A 17,275-nucleotide genomic window follows, 5' to 3' on the forward strand; every position below is an offset into this window, starting at 1 on the left:
CTGCTGGCCTCGCTGCGTGACCGCAAACAGGTCACCGGCTACGGCCTGGAAATCGACGCCGACAATATCGCCGCCTGCGTGGCCAAGGGCGTCAACGTCATCGAACAGGACCTGGACAAAGGCCTGGGCAACTTCGCCAGCAACAGCTTCGACGTGGTGATCATGACCCAAGCCCTGCAGGCCGTGGAATACCCCGACCGCATCCTCGACGAAATGCTGCGAGTGGGCCGTCAGTGCATCATCACCTTCCCGAACTTCGGCCACTGGCGCTGCCGCTGGTACCTGGCGACCAAAGGCCGCATGCCGGTATCGGACTTCATGCCGTATACCTGGTACAACACGCCGAACATCCACTTCTGCACCTTCGCCGACTTCGAAGAACTTGTGCACGAACGCCGAGCCAAGGTACTCGACCGCCTGGCGGTCGACCACTTGCACCGCAACGGGTGGGGTGGCCGGCTATGGCCTAATCTTCTAGGTGAGATCGGCATCTACCGCGTCAGCAGTCCGGGCCTGCAAGAGCATCAGCTCGCGGTCTGACGCCCACCGGAGGAATCGCACCATGCGTCGCCTAGCCCTGTTCCTGATCAGCCTGTGCCTGGCCCTGCCAGTATTGGCTGCCGATGCCGCACGCCCCGAGCGCAAGGAGGTATTTGGCGACGTGACGGTGCACTACAGCGCATTCACCTCGAGCATGCTCACACCCGAGGTGGCCGCGGCCACCGGCCTGGTTCGCAGCAAGAACCAGGGCGTGCTCAACATTGCCGTACTCAAGGCCGGCAAGCCCACCCCAGCACTGGTCAGCGGTAAGGTCAGAGACCTGACCGGGCGCATCAGCCCGCTGTCGTTCACGCAGATTACCGAACCGGGCGCGGTGTACTACATCGCCCAGTTCAAGATCGAACAACCAGAAACCGTCACCTTCGACCTGACCATCGAAACCGGCGGCATCAGCAACTCTCTCAGCTTCAACCAGGAAGTGTTCCCAGGCGAATGATGAATTTCCAGCAACTCGTATTGGCCAGCCACAATGCCGGCAAACTGAAGGAACTCCAGGCCATGCTCGGCCATTCCGTGCAACTGCACTCGATTGGTGAGTTCAGCCAGGTGGAGCCGGAAGAAACCGGCCTGTCGTTCGTCGAGAACGCCATCCTCAAGGCGCGCAACGCCGCCCGCATTTCCGGCCTGCCGGCCCTGGCCGATGACTCTGGCCTGGCAGTGGACTTCCTCGGCGGCGCGCCGGGCATCTACTCGGCGCGTTATGCCGACGGCAAAGGTGACGCGGCAAACAATGCCAAGCTGCTCGAAGCCTTGAAAGACGTGCCTGAAGCTGAGCGCAGTGCACAGTTCGTCTGCGTTCTGGCGCTGGTGCGCCACGCCGACGACCCATTGCCGATCCTGTGCGAAGGCCTGTGGCACGGGCGCATCCTGTTCGAGGCCAGCGGCGAGCAGGGCTTTGGCTACGACCCGCTGTTCTGGGTACCGGAGCGCAACTGCTCCAGCGCCGATCTAGCCCCAGCAGACAAGAACCAGCTCAGCCACCGCGCCCGTGCCATGGCCCTGCTGCGCAAACGTCTGGGCCTGGCATGATCGAAATGCTGTCGCCCCCCGGCGCGGCAGGCTTTAGCAGCCTGCCGCCGCTGGCGCTGTACATCCACATTCCGTGGTGCGTACGCAAATGCCCTTATTGCGACTTCAACTCCCACGCAGCCGGGCCTGAACTACCGGAAGATGCCTACGTCACAGCCCTGCTCGACGACCTCGACCAGGAACTGGCTGCCGTACAAGGTCGCCCGATCAGCTCGATCTTCTTCGGTGGCGGTACGCCAAGCCTGTTCAGTGCCAACGCCCTTGGCCGGCTACTGCGTGGCATAGAGCAACGTATTCCGTTCGCGCCAGACATCGAGATCACCCTCGAAGCCAACCCGGGCACCTTCGAGCAGGACAAGTTCAAGGCCTACCGGCAGACCGGTATCAACCGTCTTTCGATCGGCGTGCAGAGCTTCCAGCCAGCCAAGCTGGAGGCACTGGGGCGCATCCATAATGGCGACGAAGCGGTTCGGGCCGCCGACATGGCGCGCGCGGCCGGTTTCGACAATTTCAACATGGACCTGATGCACGGCCTGCCCGACCAGTCGCTGGACGACGCGCTGGGTGACCTGCGCCAGGCCATCGATCTGGGGCCGACACACCTGTCGTGGTATCAGCTGACCGTGGAGCCGAACACGGTGTTCTGGAACCAGCCGCCAGAGCTGCCCGAAGACGACATCCTCTGGGATATTCAGGAAGCCGGCCAAGCGCTGATGGCCGAGCACGGCTACCGCCAGTACGAGGTATCGGCCTACGCCCAGGCAGGCCGCGCCGCCCGCCACAACCTCAACTACTGGCGCTTCGGTGACTTCATCGGCATTGGCGCTGGCGCTCACGGCAAGCTCACCTTTGCCGACGGGCGCATCCTGCGTACCTGGAAGACCCGCCTGCCCAAGGATTACCTGAACCTGGCCAAGCCGTTCAAGGCCGGCGAGAAGCTGCTGCCAGTCGATGAACTGCCGTTCGAGTTCCTGATGAACGCCCTGCGCCTGACCGATGGCGTGGAAGCCGAACTGTTCACCCAACGCACCGGCTTGCCACTGTCACAGCTGCAGGAAGCACGCCGTGCCGCCGAACAAAAGGGCCTTTTGCAGGTCGAACCGGATCGACTGGTAGCCACGCCGAGGGGCCAGTTGTTCCTCAATGACCTGCTGCAGTATTTCTTGACCTAAGGATGACCCATGGATCTGGTACTTGATCTGCTCGCGACGGTTTCCCGCTGGAGCCGCAGCAACCTGTCGGAGATTTCACTGGCCTTGGTAGGCTGCCTGCTGGTGCTGTTCGGCACCGATGTCAAAGCCTGGGCCGAGCAGCGCCTGGGCGGCCTCGCGGGCGCCCTGCGCGTGCCGTTCATGGCGCTGATGGTCATGATCGGCAGCGGTGCTGCGCTGATCTATGCCACACCGTGGGTGGTGAAGGGGCTCAGCCAGTTCAACAACTATGCGTTGGCGCCTGTGTTGCTGGTGGTGCTGGTATTGATTGGCGTGGTGGCGGATCGCCGAGGCTGAGCCAATGGCCCCGGGCCCTTGTAGGAGCGGGTTCACCCGCGAAAGGGCCGGCCCTGCTGGCCAATCTCCACCCGCCGTTCACCGTTGCCGCCACTACCGTATTCGCGGGTGAACCCGCTCCTACAAAGAAAAAACCGCCCTTCTCAAGGCGGTTTTTTTCGCCTGCATTCCTGCAAGCATCGGCACATCGAGAAGCCGTATCAGCCGCTCAATCGACCTTCTCGAACTTCAAGTCCCACACCCCGTGCCCCAGCCGCTCACCGCGGCGTTCGAACTTGGTGATCGGGCGCTCTTCGGGGCGCGGCACATAGGTGCCGTCTGCCGCACGGTTGCGATAGCCAGGAGCGGCGCTCATCACTTCCAGCATGTACTCGGCATACGGCTCCCAATCGGTGGCCATGTGGAACACACCACCAGCCTTGAGCTTGCGACGTACCAGCTCGGCGAACTCCAGCTGGACGATGCGGCGCTTGTGGTGACGCGCCTTGTGCCATGGGTCTGGGAAGAACAGCATCAGGCGATCAAGGCTGTTATCCGCCACGCAGCGGTTCAGCACTTCGATGGCATCGCAGTCATACACCCGCAGGTTTTTCAGCCCCTGGGTCAGCACGCCATTGAGCAGCGCGCCAACACCCGGGCGGTGCACTTCCACACCGATGAAGTCCTGCTCAGGTGCGGCAGCGGCCATTTCCAGCAGGGAATGGCCCATGCCGAAACCGATCTCCAAGGTGCGCGGAGCCGAACGGCCGAACACCTGGTCGTAGTCCACCGGGCTGTCAGCCAGTGGCAGGATGTACAGCGGGCCGCCTTGGTCCAGGCCGCGTTGCTGGCCTTCGGTCATGCGCCCGGCACGCATCACGAAGCTCTTGATGCGGCGGTGTGGGCGGGCTTCGCCGTCGGGGGTGATCGGCGTATCGTGCGATTCAGTCATCAGTTGCTCTTACTTGATCAGACCATCCAGCGGCGAAGAGGCGCTGGCATAGAGTTTCTTCGGCATACGGCCGGCCAGGTAGGCCATGCGACCCGCGACAATGGCGTGTTTCATGGCCTCAGCCATCAGCACCGGCTGCTGGGCGTGGGCGATGGCAGAGTTCATCAGCACTGCCTCACAGCCCATTTCCATGGCGATGGTGGCGTCGGATGCGGTACCCACGCCAGCATCGACCAGCACCGGCACCTTGGATTCTTCCAGGATGATCTGCAGGTTGTAGGGGTTGCAGATACCCAGGCCGGTGCCAATCAGGCCAGCCAACGGCATGACCGCAATACAGCCGACTTCGGCCAGCTGACGGGCGATGATCGGGTCGTCGCTGGTGTAGACCATGACATCGAAACCTTCCTTGACCAGCACTTCGGCGGCCTTGAGGGTTTCGATCACGTTGGGGAACAGGGTTTTCTGGTCGGCCAGCACTTCCAGCTTCACCAGCGTCCGGGACTCGTGCGATTTGCGCCCATCGAGCAGTTCGCGGGCCAGACGGCAAGTGCGTACCGCTTCCACCGCGTCAAAGCAGCCTGCAGTGTTCGGCAGGATGGTGTACTTGTCGGGCGACAGTACATCGAGCAGGTTCGGCTCGCCCGCGTTCTGGCCAAGGTTGGTGCGGCGCACAGCGACAGTGACGATTTCGGCACCCGAGGCCTCGGTGGCCAGGCGGGTTTCTTCCATGTCACGGTACTTGCCGGTACCGACCAGCAGGCGCGACTGGAAAGTACGCCCGGCCAGGGTGAAGGGCTTGTCGCTACGAACGTTGCTCATCGTTGTTCCTCGGGAAAAGGTTGCAGGGCTTGCTTGTGAACCGCCGGGCTGCTGTCAGCCGCCACCGATGGCGTGGACCACTTCGACCTGGTCGCCGTCATTCAGCAGCGTGCTGTCGTGCTGGCTACGCGGCACGATATCCAGGTTCAGTTCCACTGCAACACGGCGCCCGGTCAGTTCCAGGCGCGCCAGCAGGGCTGCAACGCTTTCGCCGGCAGGCAGTTCGTAAGGTTCACCGTTCAATTTAATGCGCATGCGCACGGCCACCATTGTTCTTTGGGGCCAGCATTCTAGCGCCGAACCGCCCTGCAACCCAAGGGCGGTGCGCGCCATTAGTCGTGATTGTGGACCACTCGGTCAGCCCAGCCGCCAGGCTGCCAGGCCCAGGCACAGCCAGCCGACAAGGAAGCACAAGCCACCAATCGGGGTGATGATGCCAAGCTTGCCAAGGCCACTGAGGGTCAGCAGGTACAGGCTGCCAGAGAACAGCACGATGCCCAACGCAAACAGGCCGCCAGCCCACCCGACCAGGCGCCCGGGCAGGTGCGCCGAGAGCACCGCAACGCCGAAGATCGCCAAGGCATGGACCAGTTGGTAAGTCACGCCGGTATGGAAGATTGCCAGGTAGTCAGCCGTCAGCCGGTTTTTAAGGCCATGAGCGGCGAAGGCGCCCAGGGCGACACCGGTAAAGCCAAAAAAGGCGGCAAGCATCAGGAAGCTGCGAAGCATGGGACGACTCCTTGTATCGGGTCTGTATAATGGCCCCTTCCACCCTTAGGGCCAAGCCATCGACATGCTGTCAACGCTTATCCGTCGCCTCTCCCGCGCCCTACTCTGGTTCGTTGCCGGCAGCATCGTGCTGGTGCTGGTGTTCCGCTGGGTACCACCGCCCGGCACGGCGCTGATGGTCGAGCGCAAGGTACAGTCTTGGGTGAATGGTGAACCGATCGACCTGCAGCGCGACTGGGAGCCATGGGAGAACATCTCCGATGAGCTCAAGGTTGCAGTCATTGCTGGCGAGGACCAGAAGTTCGCCAACCACTGGGGCTTCGACCTCCCGGCCATTCAGGCGGCGTTGGCCCACAACGAGCGCGGTGGCAACATTCGCGGCGCCAGCACCCTGACCCAACAAGTGGCCAAGAACCTGTTTCTGTGGTCAGGCCGCAGCTGGTTTCGCAAGGGGCTGGAGGCCTGGTTCACCGCACTGATTGAGCTGTTCTGGTCGAAGGAGCGGATTCTCGAGGTCTATTTGAACAGCGCCGAGTGGGGCAAGGGCGTGTTTGGTGCCCAGGCGGCGGCGCGTTATCACTTTGGTGTCGACGCCAGCCGGCTCAGCCGCCAGCAGGCGGCGCAGCTGGCTGCGGTGCTGCCTAGCCCCATCAAATGGAGTGCCAGCCGGCCGAGTGCCTACGTGGCCAGCCGGGCCGGCTGGATTCGCCGGCAGATGAGCCAGCTGGGCGGGCCCAGCTACCTGATGCAGCTGGACTCATCCAGAAAGCTTTGAATGCAGGCCCGGCCCTTTCGCGGGTAAACCCGCTCCTACGGGCAGCCGCGTGCCCGGCCTCCTCGCGGGCAAACCCGCGCCTACGGGCAACCGCGTGCCCGGCCTCCTCGCGGGCAAACCCGCGCCTACGGGCAACCGCATCCCCGGCCTCCTCGCGGGCAGACCCGCGCGTACAGGCAACCGCATCCCCTGTAGGAGCGGGTTTACCCGCGAAGAGGCCGGCAAAGCCAGCACAAACAAAAAAGCCGCTCACCCCATAGGGCCAGCGGCTTTTCTTTACAACCCAGACTCGATCAGGCAGCGATCAGTGCCTTGACCTTGTTCATCGCATTCTTCTCCAGCTGGCGAATACGCTCAGCCGATACGCTGTACTTGTCTGCCAGTTCATGCAGCGTAGCCTTTTCTTCCGCCAGCCAACGCTGGTAGAGAATGTCGCGGCTACGCTCGTCCAGGCCCTGCAGCGCTTCGTGCAGGTTGCTGGTGGAATTGTCACTCCAGTCGGCATCCTCCAACTGCACCGCCGGATCGTAACGGTGGTCTTCCAGGTAATGCGCAGGCGACTGGAAGGCGCTGTCGTCGTCAGCTTCCGCTGCCGGATCGAAGGCCATGTCCTGGCCGCTGAGGCGGCTTTCCATCTCGCGCACTTCGCGCGGCTCGACGCCAAGGCTTTCCGCCACGCGATGCACTTCGTCGTTGTTCAGCCACGCCAGGCGCTTCTTCTGGCTACGCAGGTTGAAGAACAGCTTGCGCTGAGCCTTGGTGGTAGCCACTTTGACGATGCGCCAGTTGCGCAGAATGAACTCGTGGATCTCTGCCTTGATCCAGTGCACAGCGAACGACACCAGGCGCACACCCATTTCAGGGTTGAAGCGCTTGACGGCTTTCATCAGGCCGACATTGCCTTCCTGGATCAGGTCAGCCTGGGCCAACCCGTAGCCGGCATAACTACGGGCGATATGTACGACGAAACGCAGGTGGGCCATCACCATCTGACGAGCGGCCTCGACATCCTGCTCATAATAGAGACGCTCGCCCAGATCACGCTCCTGCTCGACCGTCAGCAGCGGGATGCTGTTGACCGTGTGCACATAGGCTTCCAGGTTTGCACCGGGTACCAGGGCATAGGCAGGTTGCAACGATGTGGTCATTCAAGAACCTCCGACTTACAAAACTCGCACCTTGTGGGCGCTGCCAACATTGACCTGGAACGACGGTACAAGTTCCGCAGTGAAGAAAATGTCAATGCTGGCACGTAAACACTATCGCGGCGCCAGCTCGTTCAAGTGGCGGGCGACTGCAATCCATGCACCGATATACCCCAACAACACTGCTCCGATCAAGAGCGACAGACCATCGGAAGCCGGAACGCCGCCCAGGGCGAAGTCACTGCCATACAGCCCGGAAAGCCCTACCACCGCCTCGTTCAGCCAGTTCAGGCCAAACGCCAGGATACCCCACGCCAGCAGGCCTGCGCCCAGGCCATACAGGGCGCCCATGTACAGGAACGGCCGGCGCACGTAGGCGTCAGTGCCGCCGACCAGCTTGATCACTTCGATCTCGATACGACGGTTTTCAATGTGTAGACGAATTGTGTTACCGATTACTAACAGCAGGGCAGAAATCAGCATCACGGCCAGGCCGAAGACGAAGCGATCACCCAGCTTGAGGATGGCTGCCAGGCGCTCGACCCAGACCAGGTCCAGTTGCGCCACGTCCACCCGCGGCAGCTCCGCCAGGCGCTGACGCAAGGCGTCCAGGGCCGGCTTGTCGACCTCGGTCGGGGTTACCACCACCACACCCGGCAGTGGGTTGTCTGGCAGTTCGCGCAAGGCCTCGCCCAGGCCGGACTGCTGCTGGAACTCCTCCAGGGCCTGCTCGCGGCTGACATACTGGGCGTCCGCCACGCCAGGCATGCCCTTGATCTCGTCGCGCAGCGCTTCGCCATCGCGGCTGCCGGCATCAAGCTTGAGGTACAGCGAAATCTGCGCAGCGCGCTGCCACGAACCGCCCAGCTGCTCGACGTTCTTCAGCAACAAGGACAGGCCCATCGGCATGCTCAGCGCCACTGCCATGACCAGGCAAGTGAAGAAGCTGCCGATCGGCTGCTTGCCCAGGCGGCGCAGGCTGTCGGCCAAGCTGGCACGGTGGCTTTCCAGCCAGGCATGCAGCAGGGTGCGGAAGTCCGGGCCATCATCGTCTTCACCGCGCTTTTTCTTCGCAGGTTGCGGATCGGCCGGTTTCGGTGCGACCCGCTCGGAAACCTTCGGCGTGCGTGTAGTGTTCATTGCCCGGCCTCCCCATCGCCGATCAAGCGGCCGCGTTGCAAGGTCAGCATGCGGTGGCGCATGCGCGCGATCAGTGCCAGGTCGTGGCTGGCGATCAATACCGTCGTGCCCAGGCGGTTGATGTCCTCGAACACGCCCATGATCTCTGCAGCCAGGCGCGGGTCGAGGTTACCGGTGGGTTCGTCGGCCAGCAGCAGAGCCGGCTGGTGAACGATGGCGCGGGCGATACCCACCCGCTGTTGCTGCCCGGTGGAAAGGTCGGCCGGGAACAGCTCGCCCTTGTCGGACAGCGACACGCGCTCCAGCGCCGAGTCCACGCGCTTGGCGATCTCGACCTTGGACAGGCCGAGAATCTGCAACGGCAAGGCAATGTTGTTGAACACGGTGCGGTCGAACAACAACTGGTGGTTCTGGAACACCACGCCGATTTGCCGGCGCAGGAACGGGATTTGCGCATTGCTGATCTGGCCCAGGTCCTGCCCTGCCAGCATCAGCTTGCCGCTGGTCGGGCGCTCCATGGCCAGCAACAGGCGCAGCAGGGTGCTCTTGCCTGCGCCCGAGTGGCCGGTGACGAACAGGAATTCGCCCCGGCGCGCCCGGAAACTCAGCTCATGCAACCCCACATGACCGTTGGGATAGCGCTTGGCAACCTGCTCGAATCGGATCATGGTCAATCTCGCTCGGCGAACAGAGCCTTGACGAACGGCTCGGCTTCGAAGGTACGCAGGTCGTCGATGCCTTCACCGACGCCGATGAAACGGATCGGGATGTTGAACTGCTTGGCCAGGGCGAAGATCACCCCGCCCTTGGCCGTGCCGTCCAGCTTGGTCAGGGCCAGGCCGGTCAGCTCGACGCTCTGGTTGAAGTACTTGGCCTGACTGATGGCGTTCTGGCCGGTGCCGGCGTCAAGCACCAGCAGCACCTCGTGCGGCGCCTCAACGTCGAGCTTGCCGATGACCCGGCGGACCTTCTTCAGCTCTTCCATCAGGTTGTCTTTGGTGTGCAGGCGGCCTGCAGTGTCGGCGATCAGCACGTCGACGCCACGGGCCTTGGCGGCCTGCACGGCATCGAAGATGACCGAAGCAGAGTCGGCACCCGTGTGCTGGGCGATCACCGGAATCTGGTTACGCTCGCCCCACACCTGCAACTGCTCGACCGCGGCGGCGCGGAAGGTATCACCGGCAGCCAGCATGACCTTCTTGCCTTCCAGTTGCAGCTTTTTCGCCAGCTTGCCAATGGTGGTGGTCTTGCCGGCGCCGTTCACGCCAACCACAAGGATCACATAGGGTTTGTTCTGGGCCTGTACGTTCAGTGGCTGCTCGACCGGGCGCAGCAGCGCAGCCAGTTCTTCCTGCAACGATTTGTACAGGGCATCGGCATCGGCCAACTGCTTGCGCGCGACCTTCTGGGTCAGGTTCTGGACAATGGCCGAGGTAGCCTCCACACCCACGTCGGCAGTCAGCAGGCGCGTCTCGATTTCGTCGAGCAGGTCGTCGTCGATGACCTTCTTGCCGAGGAACAGGCTGGCCATGCCCTCGCCGATGCTGGCACTGGTCTTGGACAGGCCTTGCTTGAGGCGCGCGAAGAAGCCGGGCTTGGCCTGTTCGACGGGTGCAGCAACAGGGGCGGGTGCCGCGCGTTCCGGGATTGCGGGCGGTGCCTTCGGCTCCAGGTCCGGCACCAGGGCCACGGGCTCTTCGGCAACCGGTAGCACCAGGTTGCTGACCGGCGCTGCGGCCTCGACAGGGGCAGACTCGACAGGGACCGCCTGCAAGGGCATGGACGCAACCGGCTGCGGTGCAGGTGCCACCAGCGGCTGGGATGCGACCGGCTCTGGCTCAGGCGCCTGCAACGGCTGCGACGCAACCGGTTCAGGGACGGGGGCCTCGACTACCGGGGGCCGGGCCGGTGCGGCGACCGGCTGCGGCTCAGCCAGCTGTGGGGCAGCAGGGGCCTGAACGGGTTCGGGGGCCTGTGGCGCTTCGGCGGCAGATCCCTCGACCGGAGCGGCTGCAGACTGCTCGACAACGGGGGGCTCATGCGCGGGCACGCCCGCTCCCGCAGGTGGCTGCGGCTTCTTGCGAAACCAGCTGAACAGGCCTTTCTTCTCACCAGCCTCGGCCGGCGCTTTTTTGTCGTCGTTGGAACCAAACATGGAAGACGGCTATCTCAGGGTAGCGATAGGCCAGCTATGGCCAATCGGGAATTCTCTCTACGCAGAACAGACTATCTTGAAGCCGGCTGGTTCATGCGCAACGTTTTGACTTAGTGTCCTGTGGGCCAGAACGGCGACAGGCATGGTCGCCAGGCAACCGGATCAGTATCCTAGCACCTCCTGGCCCGCCGACGCTAAACCCAGCGGGCCGCCGAACAGGTTAAACACCGTATGAACGCTCTAGCCCGCCGCGCCGCTGGCCTGTTGCTCGGCACGCTCTGCCTGCCGCTCGCGGCCTTTGCCGCCGATGTGCAACCCACCCACGAATTCATCCTCGACAATGGCCTGAAGGTCGTGGTCCGCGAAGACCATCGCGCCCCGGTGGTGGTCTCGCAGATTTGGTACAAGGTCGGCTCCAGCTACGAGACCCCGGGCCAGACCGGTTTGTCCCATGCGCTGGAACACATGATGTTCAAGGGCAGCGCCAAGGTCGGACCCGGCGAGGCCTCGCGCATTCTGCGTGACCTCGGCGCCGATGAAAACGCCTTCACCAGCGACGACTACACCGCCTATTACCAAGTGCTGGCCCGCGACCGCCTGCCAGTAGCCCTGGAACTGGAGGCGGACCGCCTTGCCAGCCTGCGCCTGCCTGCCGACGAGTTCAGCCGCGAAATCGAGGTCATCAAGGAAGAACGCCGCCTGCGCACCGACGACCAGCCCAATGCCAAGGCATTCGAGCTGTTCCGCGCCATGGCCTACCCGGCCAGCGGCTACCACACGCCGACCATTGGCTGGATGGCCGACCTCGAGCGCATGAAAGTTGAGGAACTGCGCCACTGGTACGAGTCCTGGTACGCCCCCAACAACGCCACCCTGGTGGTGGTCGGTGATGTCACCGCCGCCGAGGTCAAAGGCCTGGCGCAGAAGTATTTCGGCAATATTCCCAAACGCGCCGTACCGCCAGCCAAGCTGCCTCTGGAGCTGGCCGAGCCTGGTTGGCGCCAGTTGACCCTGCACGTGCGAACCCAGCTGCCAAGCCTGATCTACGGCTTCAACGTGCCCGGTCTGCCCACCGCCAAGGACCCTCGGACGGTACATGCCCTGCGCCTGATCTCGGCACTGCTCGACGGCGGCTACAGCGCCCGCATGCCGGCCCGCCTGGAGCGTGGCCAGGAACTGGTGGCCGGCGCGTCGTCCAGCTACAACGCCTTCACCCGCGGCGACAGCCTGTTCCTGATCTCGGCGACGCCGAATGTGCAGAAGCAGAAAACCCTCGCCGACGTCGAGAAAGGCATCTGGCAGCTGCTTGAAGAACTCAAGAGCACGCCGCCCAGCGCCGAAGAGCTGGAACGCGTACGCGCCCAGGTCATCGCCGGCCTGGTCTACGACCGCGACTCCATCAGCAGCCAGGCCACCACCATCGGCCAGCTGGAAACCGTCGGCCTGTCCTGGAAGCTGATCGACAGCGAACTGGACGAGCTCAAGCGCGTCACCCCGCAGGACATCCAGAACGCCGCGCGCACCTACTTCACCCGCGAACGCCTGAGCGTTGCCCATGTACTGCCCGAGGAGTACGCCCATGAGTGATCGCCGCGCACCACGCCCAACCCTGCTGGTCACGGGCATTCGTGCCCTGGCACTGGCGGCAGTGCTGGCCGCTCCGGCCATGGCCGATAACGCTGCCAAGGCCGACAGCAGCGCAGCCCGCCCGGCCAACACCTTGCAGTCGCTGGCCGAACTGAATGGCAAGGCACCCAGCCGGCGTCAGCTGAACATCCAGCACTGGAACACCGCCGAAGGTGCCCGGGTGCTGTTCGTCGAGGCCCGCGAACTGCCCATGTTCGACCTGCGCGTCACCTTCGCTGCCGGCAGCAGCCAGGACGGCGGCACGCCAGGCCTGGCCGCTCTGACCAACGCCATGCTCAACGAGGGCGTGGCCGGCAAGGACGTCACCGCCATCGCCGAGGGCTTCGAAGGCCTGGGCGCAGACTTTGGCAACGGTTCCTACCGCGACATGGCCGTCGCATCGCTGCGCAGCCTCAGTACCAAGGACAAGCGCGAACCGGCCCTCAAACTGTTTACAGAGGTGGCGGGCAAGCCAACATTCCCCGAGGATGCCCTCAAGCGCATCAAGAACCAGATGCTGGCTGGCTTCGAATATGAGAAGCAAAACCCCGGCAAGATCGCCGGCAAGGCCCTTTTCGGCAAGCTCTATGGCGACCACCCCTACGCCCACCCAAGCGACGGCACCGCAGAGAGCATCACGGGCATAAGCCTTGCCCAGCTGCGCGCGTTCCACGCCAAGGCCTATACCGGCGGCAATGCGGTAATCGCCCTGGTCGGCGACCTCAGCCGTGCAGAGGCCGAAGCCATCGCCGCCCAGGTGTCGGCTGGCCTGCCCAAGGGCCCTGCGCTGGCCGCACCGGCCCAACCCACAGACGCCAAGGCCGGCCTGACCCACATCGACTTCCCGTCCAAGCAGACCCACCTGATGCTGGCCGAACTGGGGATCGACCGCCAGGACTCGGACTGGCCTGCCCTGTCGCTGGGCAACCAGATCCTTGGGGGTGGCGCCTTCGGTACCCGGCTGATGAGCGAGGTGCGAGAGAAGCGTGGCCTGACCTACGGCGTTTACTCGGTATTCAGCCCGATGCAGGTACGCGGCCCGTTCATGATCAACCTGCAAACCCGAGCCGAGCTCAGCGAAGGTACGCTCAAGCTGGTGCAAGGCATTCTCGCCGACTACCTGAAGACGGGCCCTACCCAACAGGAACTGGACGATGCCAAGCGCGAGCTGGCCGGCAGCTTCCCGCTGTCCAATGCCAGCAATGCCAGCATCGTCGGCCAATTGGGCGCGATCGGCTTCTACAACTTGCCACTGACCTGGCTAGAGGACTTCATGCAACAGTCCCAGGCCCTTACCGTCGAACAGGTCAAGGCAGCCATGAACAAACACCTGTCAGCCGATAAACTGGTGATCGTCACCGTTGGCCCGAAAGTGCCACAAAAACCGCTGCCAGCACCCACTGACAAGCCCTCCGAGCAACCGCTCGGGGTACCGGAGCACTAATGCCAAGATCCACCCCTCCCGCCCGCCCGCAAGCGGGCCAAAGCAAGGGCCAGGGCCACCTGCGCATCATCGCCGGCGAGTGGCGCAGCCGCCGCCTGGCGGTGCCGGAAGGCGAAGGCCTGCGGCCAACGCCTGACCGCGTACGGGAAACCGTATTCAACTGGCTGGCACCCTACATCGAGGGCGCCCGCGTGTTGGACGCCTTCACCGGCAGCGGTGCCTTGGTGCTCGAAGCCCTGTCCCGTGGGGCCGAGGATGCCGTGGCGCTGGACAGCAACCCTGCGGCCATCGCCAACCTGAAGAACAACCTCGAAATCCTGCGCTGTCCCCGCGGGCAAATTCTGCAAACCGACGCCCTGCGCTACCTGCAAGGCCCGGCCAAGCAGCAGTTCGATGTCGTGTTCCTCGACCCGCCGTTCCACCAGGACCTGCTGGCCAACACCTGCAACATGCTGGAGCAGCATCAGTGGCTGAGCGAGCAGGCTTGGGTCTACACCGAAAGCGAAGCGGCACCCTCGACCTTGCAACTGCCAGGCAACTGGCGCCTGCACCGCGAGAAGAAGACCGGCCAGGTGCACTACGCACTCTGGCAGCGGGGCTGATTACCCGCCGGGTGGGGTGTAATGGGTTGCCACACCCCACCTGTGCCATGCTTGGAGCTGCACCTTCACTCCCACCAATGGCGCAGGTACTGTGGCGCTGTTTCGTGGCAAGCTAGCAAGGCACATCATGAGCCACCCAGCATGCCCAGCCCCAACGCCACATTCCGTCCGGCCATCGGCCTGTCCAATCCCCACCTGCAGACCTTGTGGGGGCCACTCTGGCGCAAGCTGCCTGAGCTGCAGCGTGACCGCGAACGACTGTGGCTGGCTGACGGCGACTTCATCGACCTGGACTGGCATGGCCCGCACCAACCCCATGCGCCACTGGTACTGGTGCTGCATGGGCTGACCGGCTCGTCTCACTCGCCCTACGTGAAAGGCTTGCAGCAAGCGCTGCAAGGTCGCGGCTGGGCCAGCGTGGCAGTGAACTGGCGGGGTTGTTCAGGCGAGCCCAACCTGTTGCCGCGCAGCTACCATTCCGGCGCCAGCGAAGACCTGGCGGAAATTGTCAGCCATCTTCGCGCCCAGCGCCCGCTGGCGCCGCTGTATGCAGTGGGTTATTCGCTGGGTGGCAATGTATTGTTGAAATACTTGGGTGAGAGCGGCGTCGCCAGCCAACTGGAGGCAGCGGCTGCAGTTTCGGTGCCCTTTCGCCTGGACCACTGTGCCGACCGTATCGGCCAAGGGTTCTCCAAGGTGTATCAGGCGCATTTCATGCGCGAGATGCTGGCGTATGTTCAGCTCAAGCAGCGGCACTTCCACGACCAGGGCCAGCATGAACAGCTGGCGACACTGGAGCGCCTGGGCCAACTCACCAACTTGCGCACATTCTGGGACTTCGACGGTAAAGTCACTGCACCGCTCAATGGCTTTCGCGATGCGCACGACTACTATCGTCGCTCATCCAGCCACTTCTTCCTTGGCCAGAACCGCACGCCAACGCTGATCATCCATTCCAGCGATGACCCCTTCGTGTCCAGCCACAGCCTGCCGACGGCCCGTGAACTGTCACCACAAACCCGCTTCGAACTGCATGACCGCGGTGGGCATGTGGGCTTTGTCGATGGCAGCCTGCGAAGTCCGGGGTACTACCTGGAACGACGGATTCCGCAGTGGCTGGTGGACGGTAGCTAGCGCTCGAATGCGTAAAGGCTGCGCGCTCCCACAGAGATTTAACCCGATCTGCTTACTCGCCGGTGGCCACAGCATGCTGCGGATTGTTGATCCACTCGCTCCACGACCCCGCATACAGCTTGCCCAGCGGGTACCCCGCCAGGGCCATTGCAAACAGGTTATGGCAAGCGGTTACCCCAGACCCGCAATAAGACACCAACTGCTCCGGCGCCCGTCCACCCAGTTTTTCGGCAAAACGCTGCTTTAGCTGATCCGCCGGCAAAAAACGCCCGTCAGCCCCCAGGTTGTCGGTAAACGCCGCGCACTGGGCCCCGGGAATATGCCCTGCCACCGGGTCAATCGGCTCCACTTCACCGAGAAAACGCGGCAAGGCACGCGCATCGATCAAGGTCAGGTCTGCACTACCAAGGCGCTTGCCCAGATGGTCGGCATCGATCAGCAGCTTCGCGTCAGGTTCACCACTGAAAGTGCCCTCACGTTTGGGCGGCGGGTCCAGGCTCAACGGCAGGTGCGCCGCGTGCCAGGCCTTCAGGCCACCGTCCAGAATCGCCACACCGCTGCGCTTGCCCAGCCAGACCAGCAGCCACCAGGCGCGAGCGGCAAAGGCGCCGGGGCCGTCGTCGTACAGCACCACCTCGCTGTCGTTGTTCAGGCCCCACTCTCGCAGGCGCTCGACCAGCCGCTGGGCATCGGGCAGCGGGTGGCGCCCGGTGCGCCCCTTGCTCACCGGTCCGCTGAGATCCCGGTCCAGGTCGGCAAAATGCGCCCCCTCAATATGCCCCTGGGCATAGCTGCGCTGGCCATAGTCCACATCCTCGAGGGCAAAGCGGCAGTCGAGGATCACCAACTTGGGCGAGCCCAGACGCTCGGCCAACTGCTGCGGGGTGATCAATTGCGCAAGGGGCATGACAATCTCCTGATCGATGGCACTAGGGCCCTGGGCTAGTGCTCCAGAGCCTGGTTGAACGGTACATGGAATTCCTGACACAGCGCGTCCACGGCAGGACGGGCATTGTCGGTGACGAAACCGAGCTCCAGCACCAACACCTGATAGACGCCGCGCTTGAAGGCTTCTTCACCCAAGTGCGCGGAATGTTCACGCGTGGTGCTGAGAAAACGTACCCATGATGTCAGCACGATCCAGGCATTGATGGTCAGCGATTCGATCTGCGCCGGCACCATGGCCAGGATCCCTGCCTCGACAAAGCCGCGGTAGATCGCCTGGCCCTGGCGCAGGCAGCGTTCGGAAAAACGCCGGTAACGGGCGGCCAGTTCGGCGTCGCTGTCCAGCAGATGCTCCAGGTCACGGTGCAGGAAGCGGTAGTTCCACATCGCCGCCAGCAAGGCCTTGAGGTAGAAGCGCTTGTCTTCCACGGTTGCCGCGCGGCCCTGCGGCGGGCGCAGAAAGCTGTCCACCAGCGCTTCGTACTGGCTGAACAACAGGGCAATGATCGCCTGCTTGTTGGGGAAGTGGTAATACAGGTTGCCGGGCGAGATTTCCATGTGCGCGGCAATGTGGTTGGTACTGACGCTGCGTTCGCCCTGCTGGTTGAACAGCTCCAGGCTGTTCTGCACGATGCGCTCTCGGGTCTTCATGCGCGGGGCCATGCTCAGCTCCCAGTCTGCGGGCTTTCATCAAAGGTTTATCTTACGGCGTATTACAGATGGAATGCA

At 63.4% G+C, this 17,275-nt stretch carries 19 protein-coding genes and 1 pseudogene; 10 read left to right on the forward strand and 10 right to left on the reverse strand.

Translation table 11 applies throughout. The features are described 5' to 3' along the window. From metW to BJQ17_RS14005, 5 genes are all read left to right on the forward strand, one after another. A partial coding sequence (metW, locus tag BJQ17_RS13985; protein WP_070096182.1) for a methionine biosynthesis protein MetW occupies window positions 1-540 on the forward strand: 540 nt, incomplete at its 5' end. 22 nt (window positions 541-562) lie between these two features. Continuing rightward, a complete protein-coding gene (locus BJQ17_RS13990; RefSeq protein ID WP_004575481.1) occupies window positions 563-997 on the forward strand; it encodes a DUF4426 domain-containing protein in 435 nt (144 codons plus the stop codon). Beyond that, a complete protein-coding gene (rdgB, locus tag BJQ17_RS13995) occupies window positions 994-1,590 on the forward strand; it encodes an RdgB/HAM1 family non-canonical purine NTP pyrophosphatase (protein WP_003249101.1) in 597 nt (198 codons plus the stop codon). Before BJQ17_RS13990 ends, rdgB begins: the two co-directional genes overlap by 4 nt. After that, window positions 1,587-2,762, forward strand: coding sequence for a radical SAM family heme chaperone HemW (hemW, locus tag BJQ17_RS14000; protein ID WP_003249098.1), 1,176 nt, complete (start codon window positions 1,587-1,589; stop codon window positions 2,760-2,762). Before rdgB ends, hemW begins: the two co-directional genes overlap by 4 nt. A 9-nt stretch (window positions 2,763-2,771) precedes the next feature. After that, a complete protein-coding gene (locus BJQ17_RS14005; protein WP_003249095.1) occupies window positions 2,772-3,098 on the forward strand; it encodes a DUF3392 domain-containing protein in 327 nt (108 codons plus the stop codon). A gap of 208 nt (window positions 3,099-3,306) precedes the next feature. On the opposite strand, the gene trmB is transcribed toward BJQ17_RS14005, so the two are convergent. The 4 genes from trmB to BJQ17_RS14025 form a co-directional block, all read right to left on the reverse strand. Then, complete coding sequence (trmB, locus tag BJQ17_RS14010; RefSeq protein ID WP_003249093.1) at window positions 3,307-4,029, reverse strand: tRNA (guanosine(46)-N7)-methyltransferase TrmB; 723 nt, start codon at window positions 4,027-4,029, stop codon at window positions 3,307-3,309. A 9-nt stretch (window positions 4,030-4,038) separates the two neighbouring features. Continuing rightward, window positions 4,039-4,851, reverse strand: a complete 813-nt coding sequence (locus BJQ17_RS14015; protein WP_003249091.1) for a thiazole synthase — start codon at window positions 4,849-4,851, stop codon at window positions 4,039-4,041. Window positions 4,852-4,905: 54 nt separating this feature from the next. Then, on the reverse strand, window positions 4,906-5,106 hold the full coding sequence (gene thiS / locus BJQ17_RS14020; protein ID WP_003249090.1) for a sulfur carrier protein ThiS: 201 nt from the start codon (window positions 5,104-5,106) through the stop codon (window positions 4,906-4,908). 102 nt (window positions 5,107-5,208) lie between these two features. Beyond that, the gene (locus BJQ17_RS14025; RefSeq protein ID WP_010955645.1) at window positions 5,209-5,580 is read right to left on the reverse strand and encodes a DUF423 domain-containing protein; all 372 of its coding nucleotides are present in this window, start codon (window positions 5,578-5,580) and stop codon (window positions 5,209-5,211) included. Window positions 5,581-5,609: 29 nt separating this feature from the next. On the opposite strand from BJQ17_RS14025, the pseudogene mtgA reads away from it, so the two are divergent. Then, window positions 5,610-6,355 (forward strand): annotated as a pseudogene (mtgA, locus tag BJQ17_RS14030) (monofunctional biosynthetic peptidoglycan transglycosylase). 293 nt (window positions 6,356-6,648) lie between these two features. On the opposite strand, the gene rpoH reads toward mtgA, so the two are convergent. The 4 genes from rpoH to ftsY form a co-directional block, all read right to left on the reverse strand. Beyond that, on the reverse strand, window positions 6,649-7,503 hold the full coding sequence (gene rpoH, locus BJQ17_RS14035; RefSeq protein ID WP_003249083.1) for an RNA polymerase sigma factor RpoH: 855 nt from the start codon (window positions 7,501-7,503) through the stop codon (window positions 6,649-6,651). Between the two features lie 111 nt (window positions 7,504-7,614). Beyond that, window positions 7,615-8,640 (reverse strand): permease-like cell division protein FtsX, encoded by a 1,026-nt coding sequence (gene ftsX / locus BJQ17_RS14040; RefSeq protein WP_003249081.1) that lies wholly within the window; start codon window positions 8,638-8,640, stop codon window positions 7,615-7,617. After that, complete coding sequence (ftsE, locus tag BJQ17_RS14045) at window positions 8,637-9,308, reverse strand: cell division ATP-binding protein FtsE (protein ID WP_003249079.1); 672 nt, start codon at window positions 9,306-9,308, stop codon at window positions 8,637-8,639. Before ftsE ends, ftsX begins: the two co-directional genes overlap by 4 nt. A 2-nt stretch (window positions 9,309-9,310) precedes the next feature. After that, the gene (ftsY, locus tag BJQ17_RS14050; RefSeq protein WP_070096183.1) at window positions 9,311-10,795 is read right to left on the reverse strand and encodes a signal recognition particle-docking protein FtsY; all 1,485 of its coding nucleotides are present in this window, start codon (window positions 10,793-10,795) and stop codon (window positions 9,311-9,313) included. A gap of 231 nt (window positions 10,796-11,026) precedes the next feature. On the opposite strand from ftsY, the gene BJQ17_RS14055 reads away from it, so the two are divergent. The 4 genes from BJQ17_RS14055 (at window position 11,027) to BJQ17_RS14070 (ending at window position 15,601) form a co-directional block, all read left to right on the forward strand. Next, window positions 11,027-12,382 (forward strand): pitrilysin family protein, encoded by a 1,356-nt coding sequence (locus BJQ17_RS14055; protein WP_070096184.1) that lies wholly within the window; start codon window positions 11,027-11,029, stop codon window positions 12,380-12,382. Beyond that, a complete protein-coding gene (locus tag BJQ17_RS14060; RefSeq protein WP_070096185.1) occupies window positions 12,375-13,865 on the forward strand; it encodes a pitrilysin family protein in 1,491 nt (496 codons plus the stop codon). The genes BJQ17_RS14055 and BJQ17_RS14060 overlap by 8 nt, the downstream gene beginning before the upstream one ends. Further along, on the forward strand, window positions 13,865-14,467 hold the full coding sequence (gene rsmD / locus BJQ17_RS14065; protein WP_003249075.1) for a 16S rRNA (guanine(966)-N(2))-methyltransferase RsmD: 603 nt from the start codon (window positions 13,865-13,867) through the stop codon (window positions 14,465-14,467). The genes BJQ17_RS14060 and rsmD overlap by 1 nt, the downstream gene beginning before the upstream one ends. Window positions 14,468-14,608: 141 nt before the next feature. Further along, complete coding sequence (locus BJQ17_RS14070; protein ID WP_070096186.1) at window positions 14,609-15,601, forward strand: hydrolase; 993 nt, start codon at window positions 14,609-14,611, stop codon at window positions 15,599-15,601. A gap of 52 nt (window positions 15,602-15,653) precedes the next feature. On the opposite strand, the gene BJQ17_RS14075 is transcribed toward BJQ17_RS14070, so the two are convergent. Both BJQ17_RS14075 and BJQ17_RS14080 read right to left on the reverse strand, forming a co-directional pair. After that, a complete protein-coding gene (locus BJQ17_RS14075) occupies window positions 15,654-16,508 on the reverse strand; it encodes a sulfurtransferase (RefSeq protein ID WP_070096187.1) in 855 nt (284 codons plus the stop codon). 35 nt (window positions 16,509-16,543) lie between these two features. Further along, complete coding sequence (locus BJQ17_RS14080; protein ID WP_003249070.1) at window positions 16,544-17,209, reverse strand: TetR/AcrR family transcriptional regulator; 666 nt, start codon at window positions 17,207-17,209, stop codon at window positions 16,544-16,546. Window positions 17,210-17,275 lie beyond the last annotated feature (66 nt).

The sequence above is a fragment of the Pseudomonas sp. NBRC 111139 genome, from assembly GCF_001753955.1.
Classification (GTDB): Bacteria; Pseudomonadota; Gammaproteobacteria; order Pseudomonadales; family Pseudomonadaceae; genus Aquipseudomonas; species Aquipseudomonas alloputida.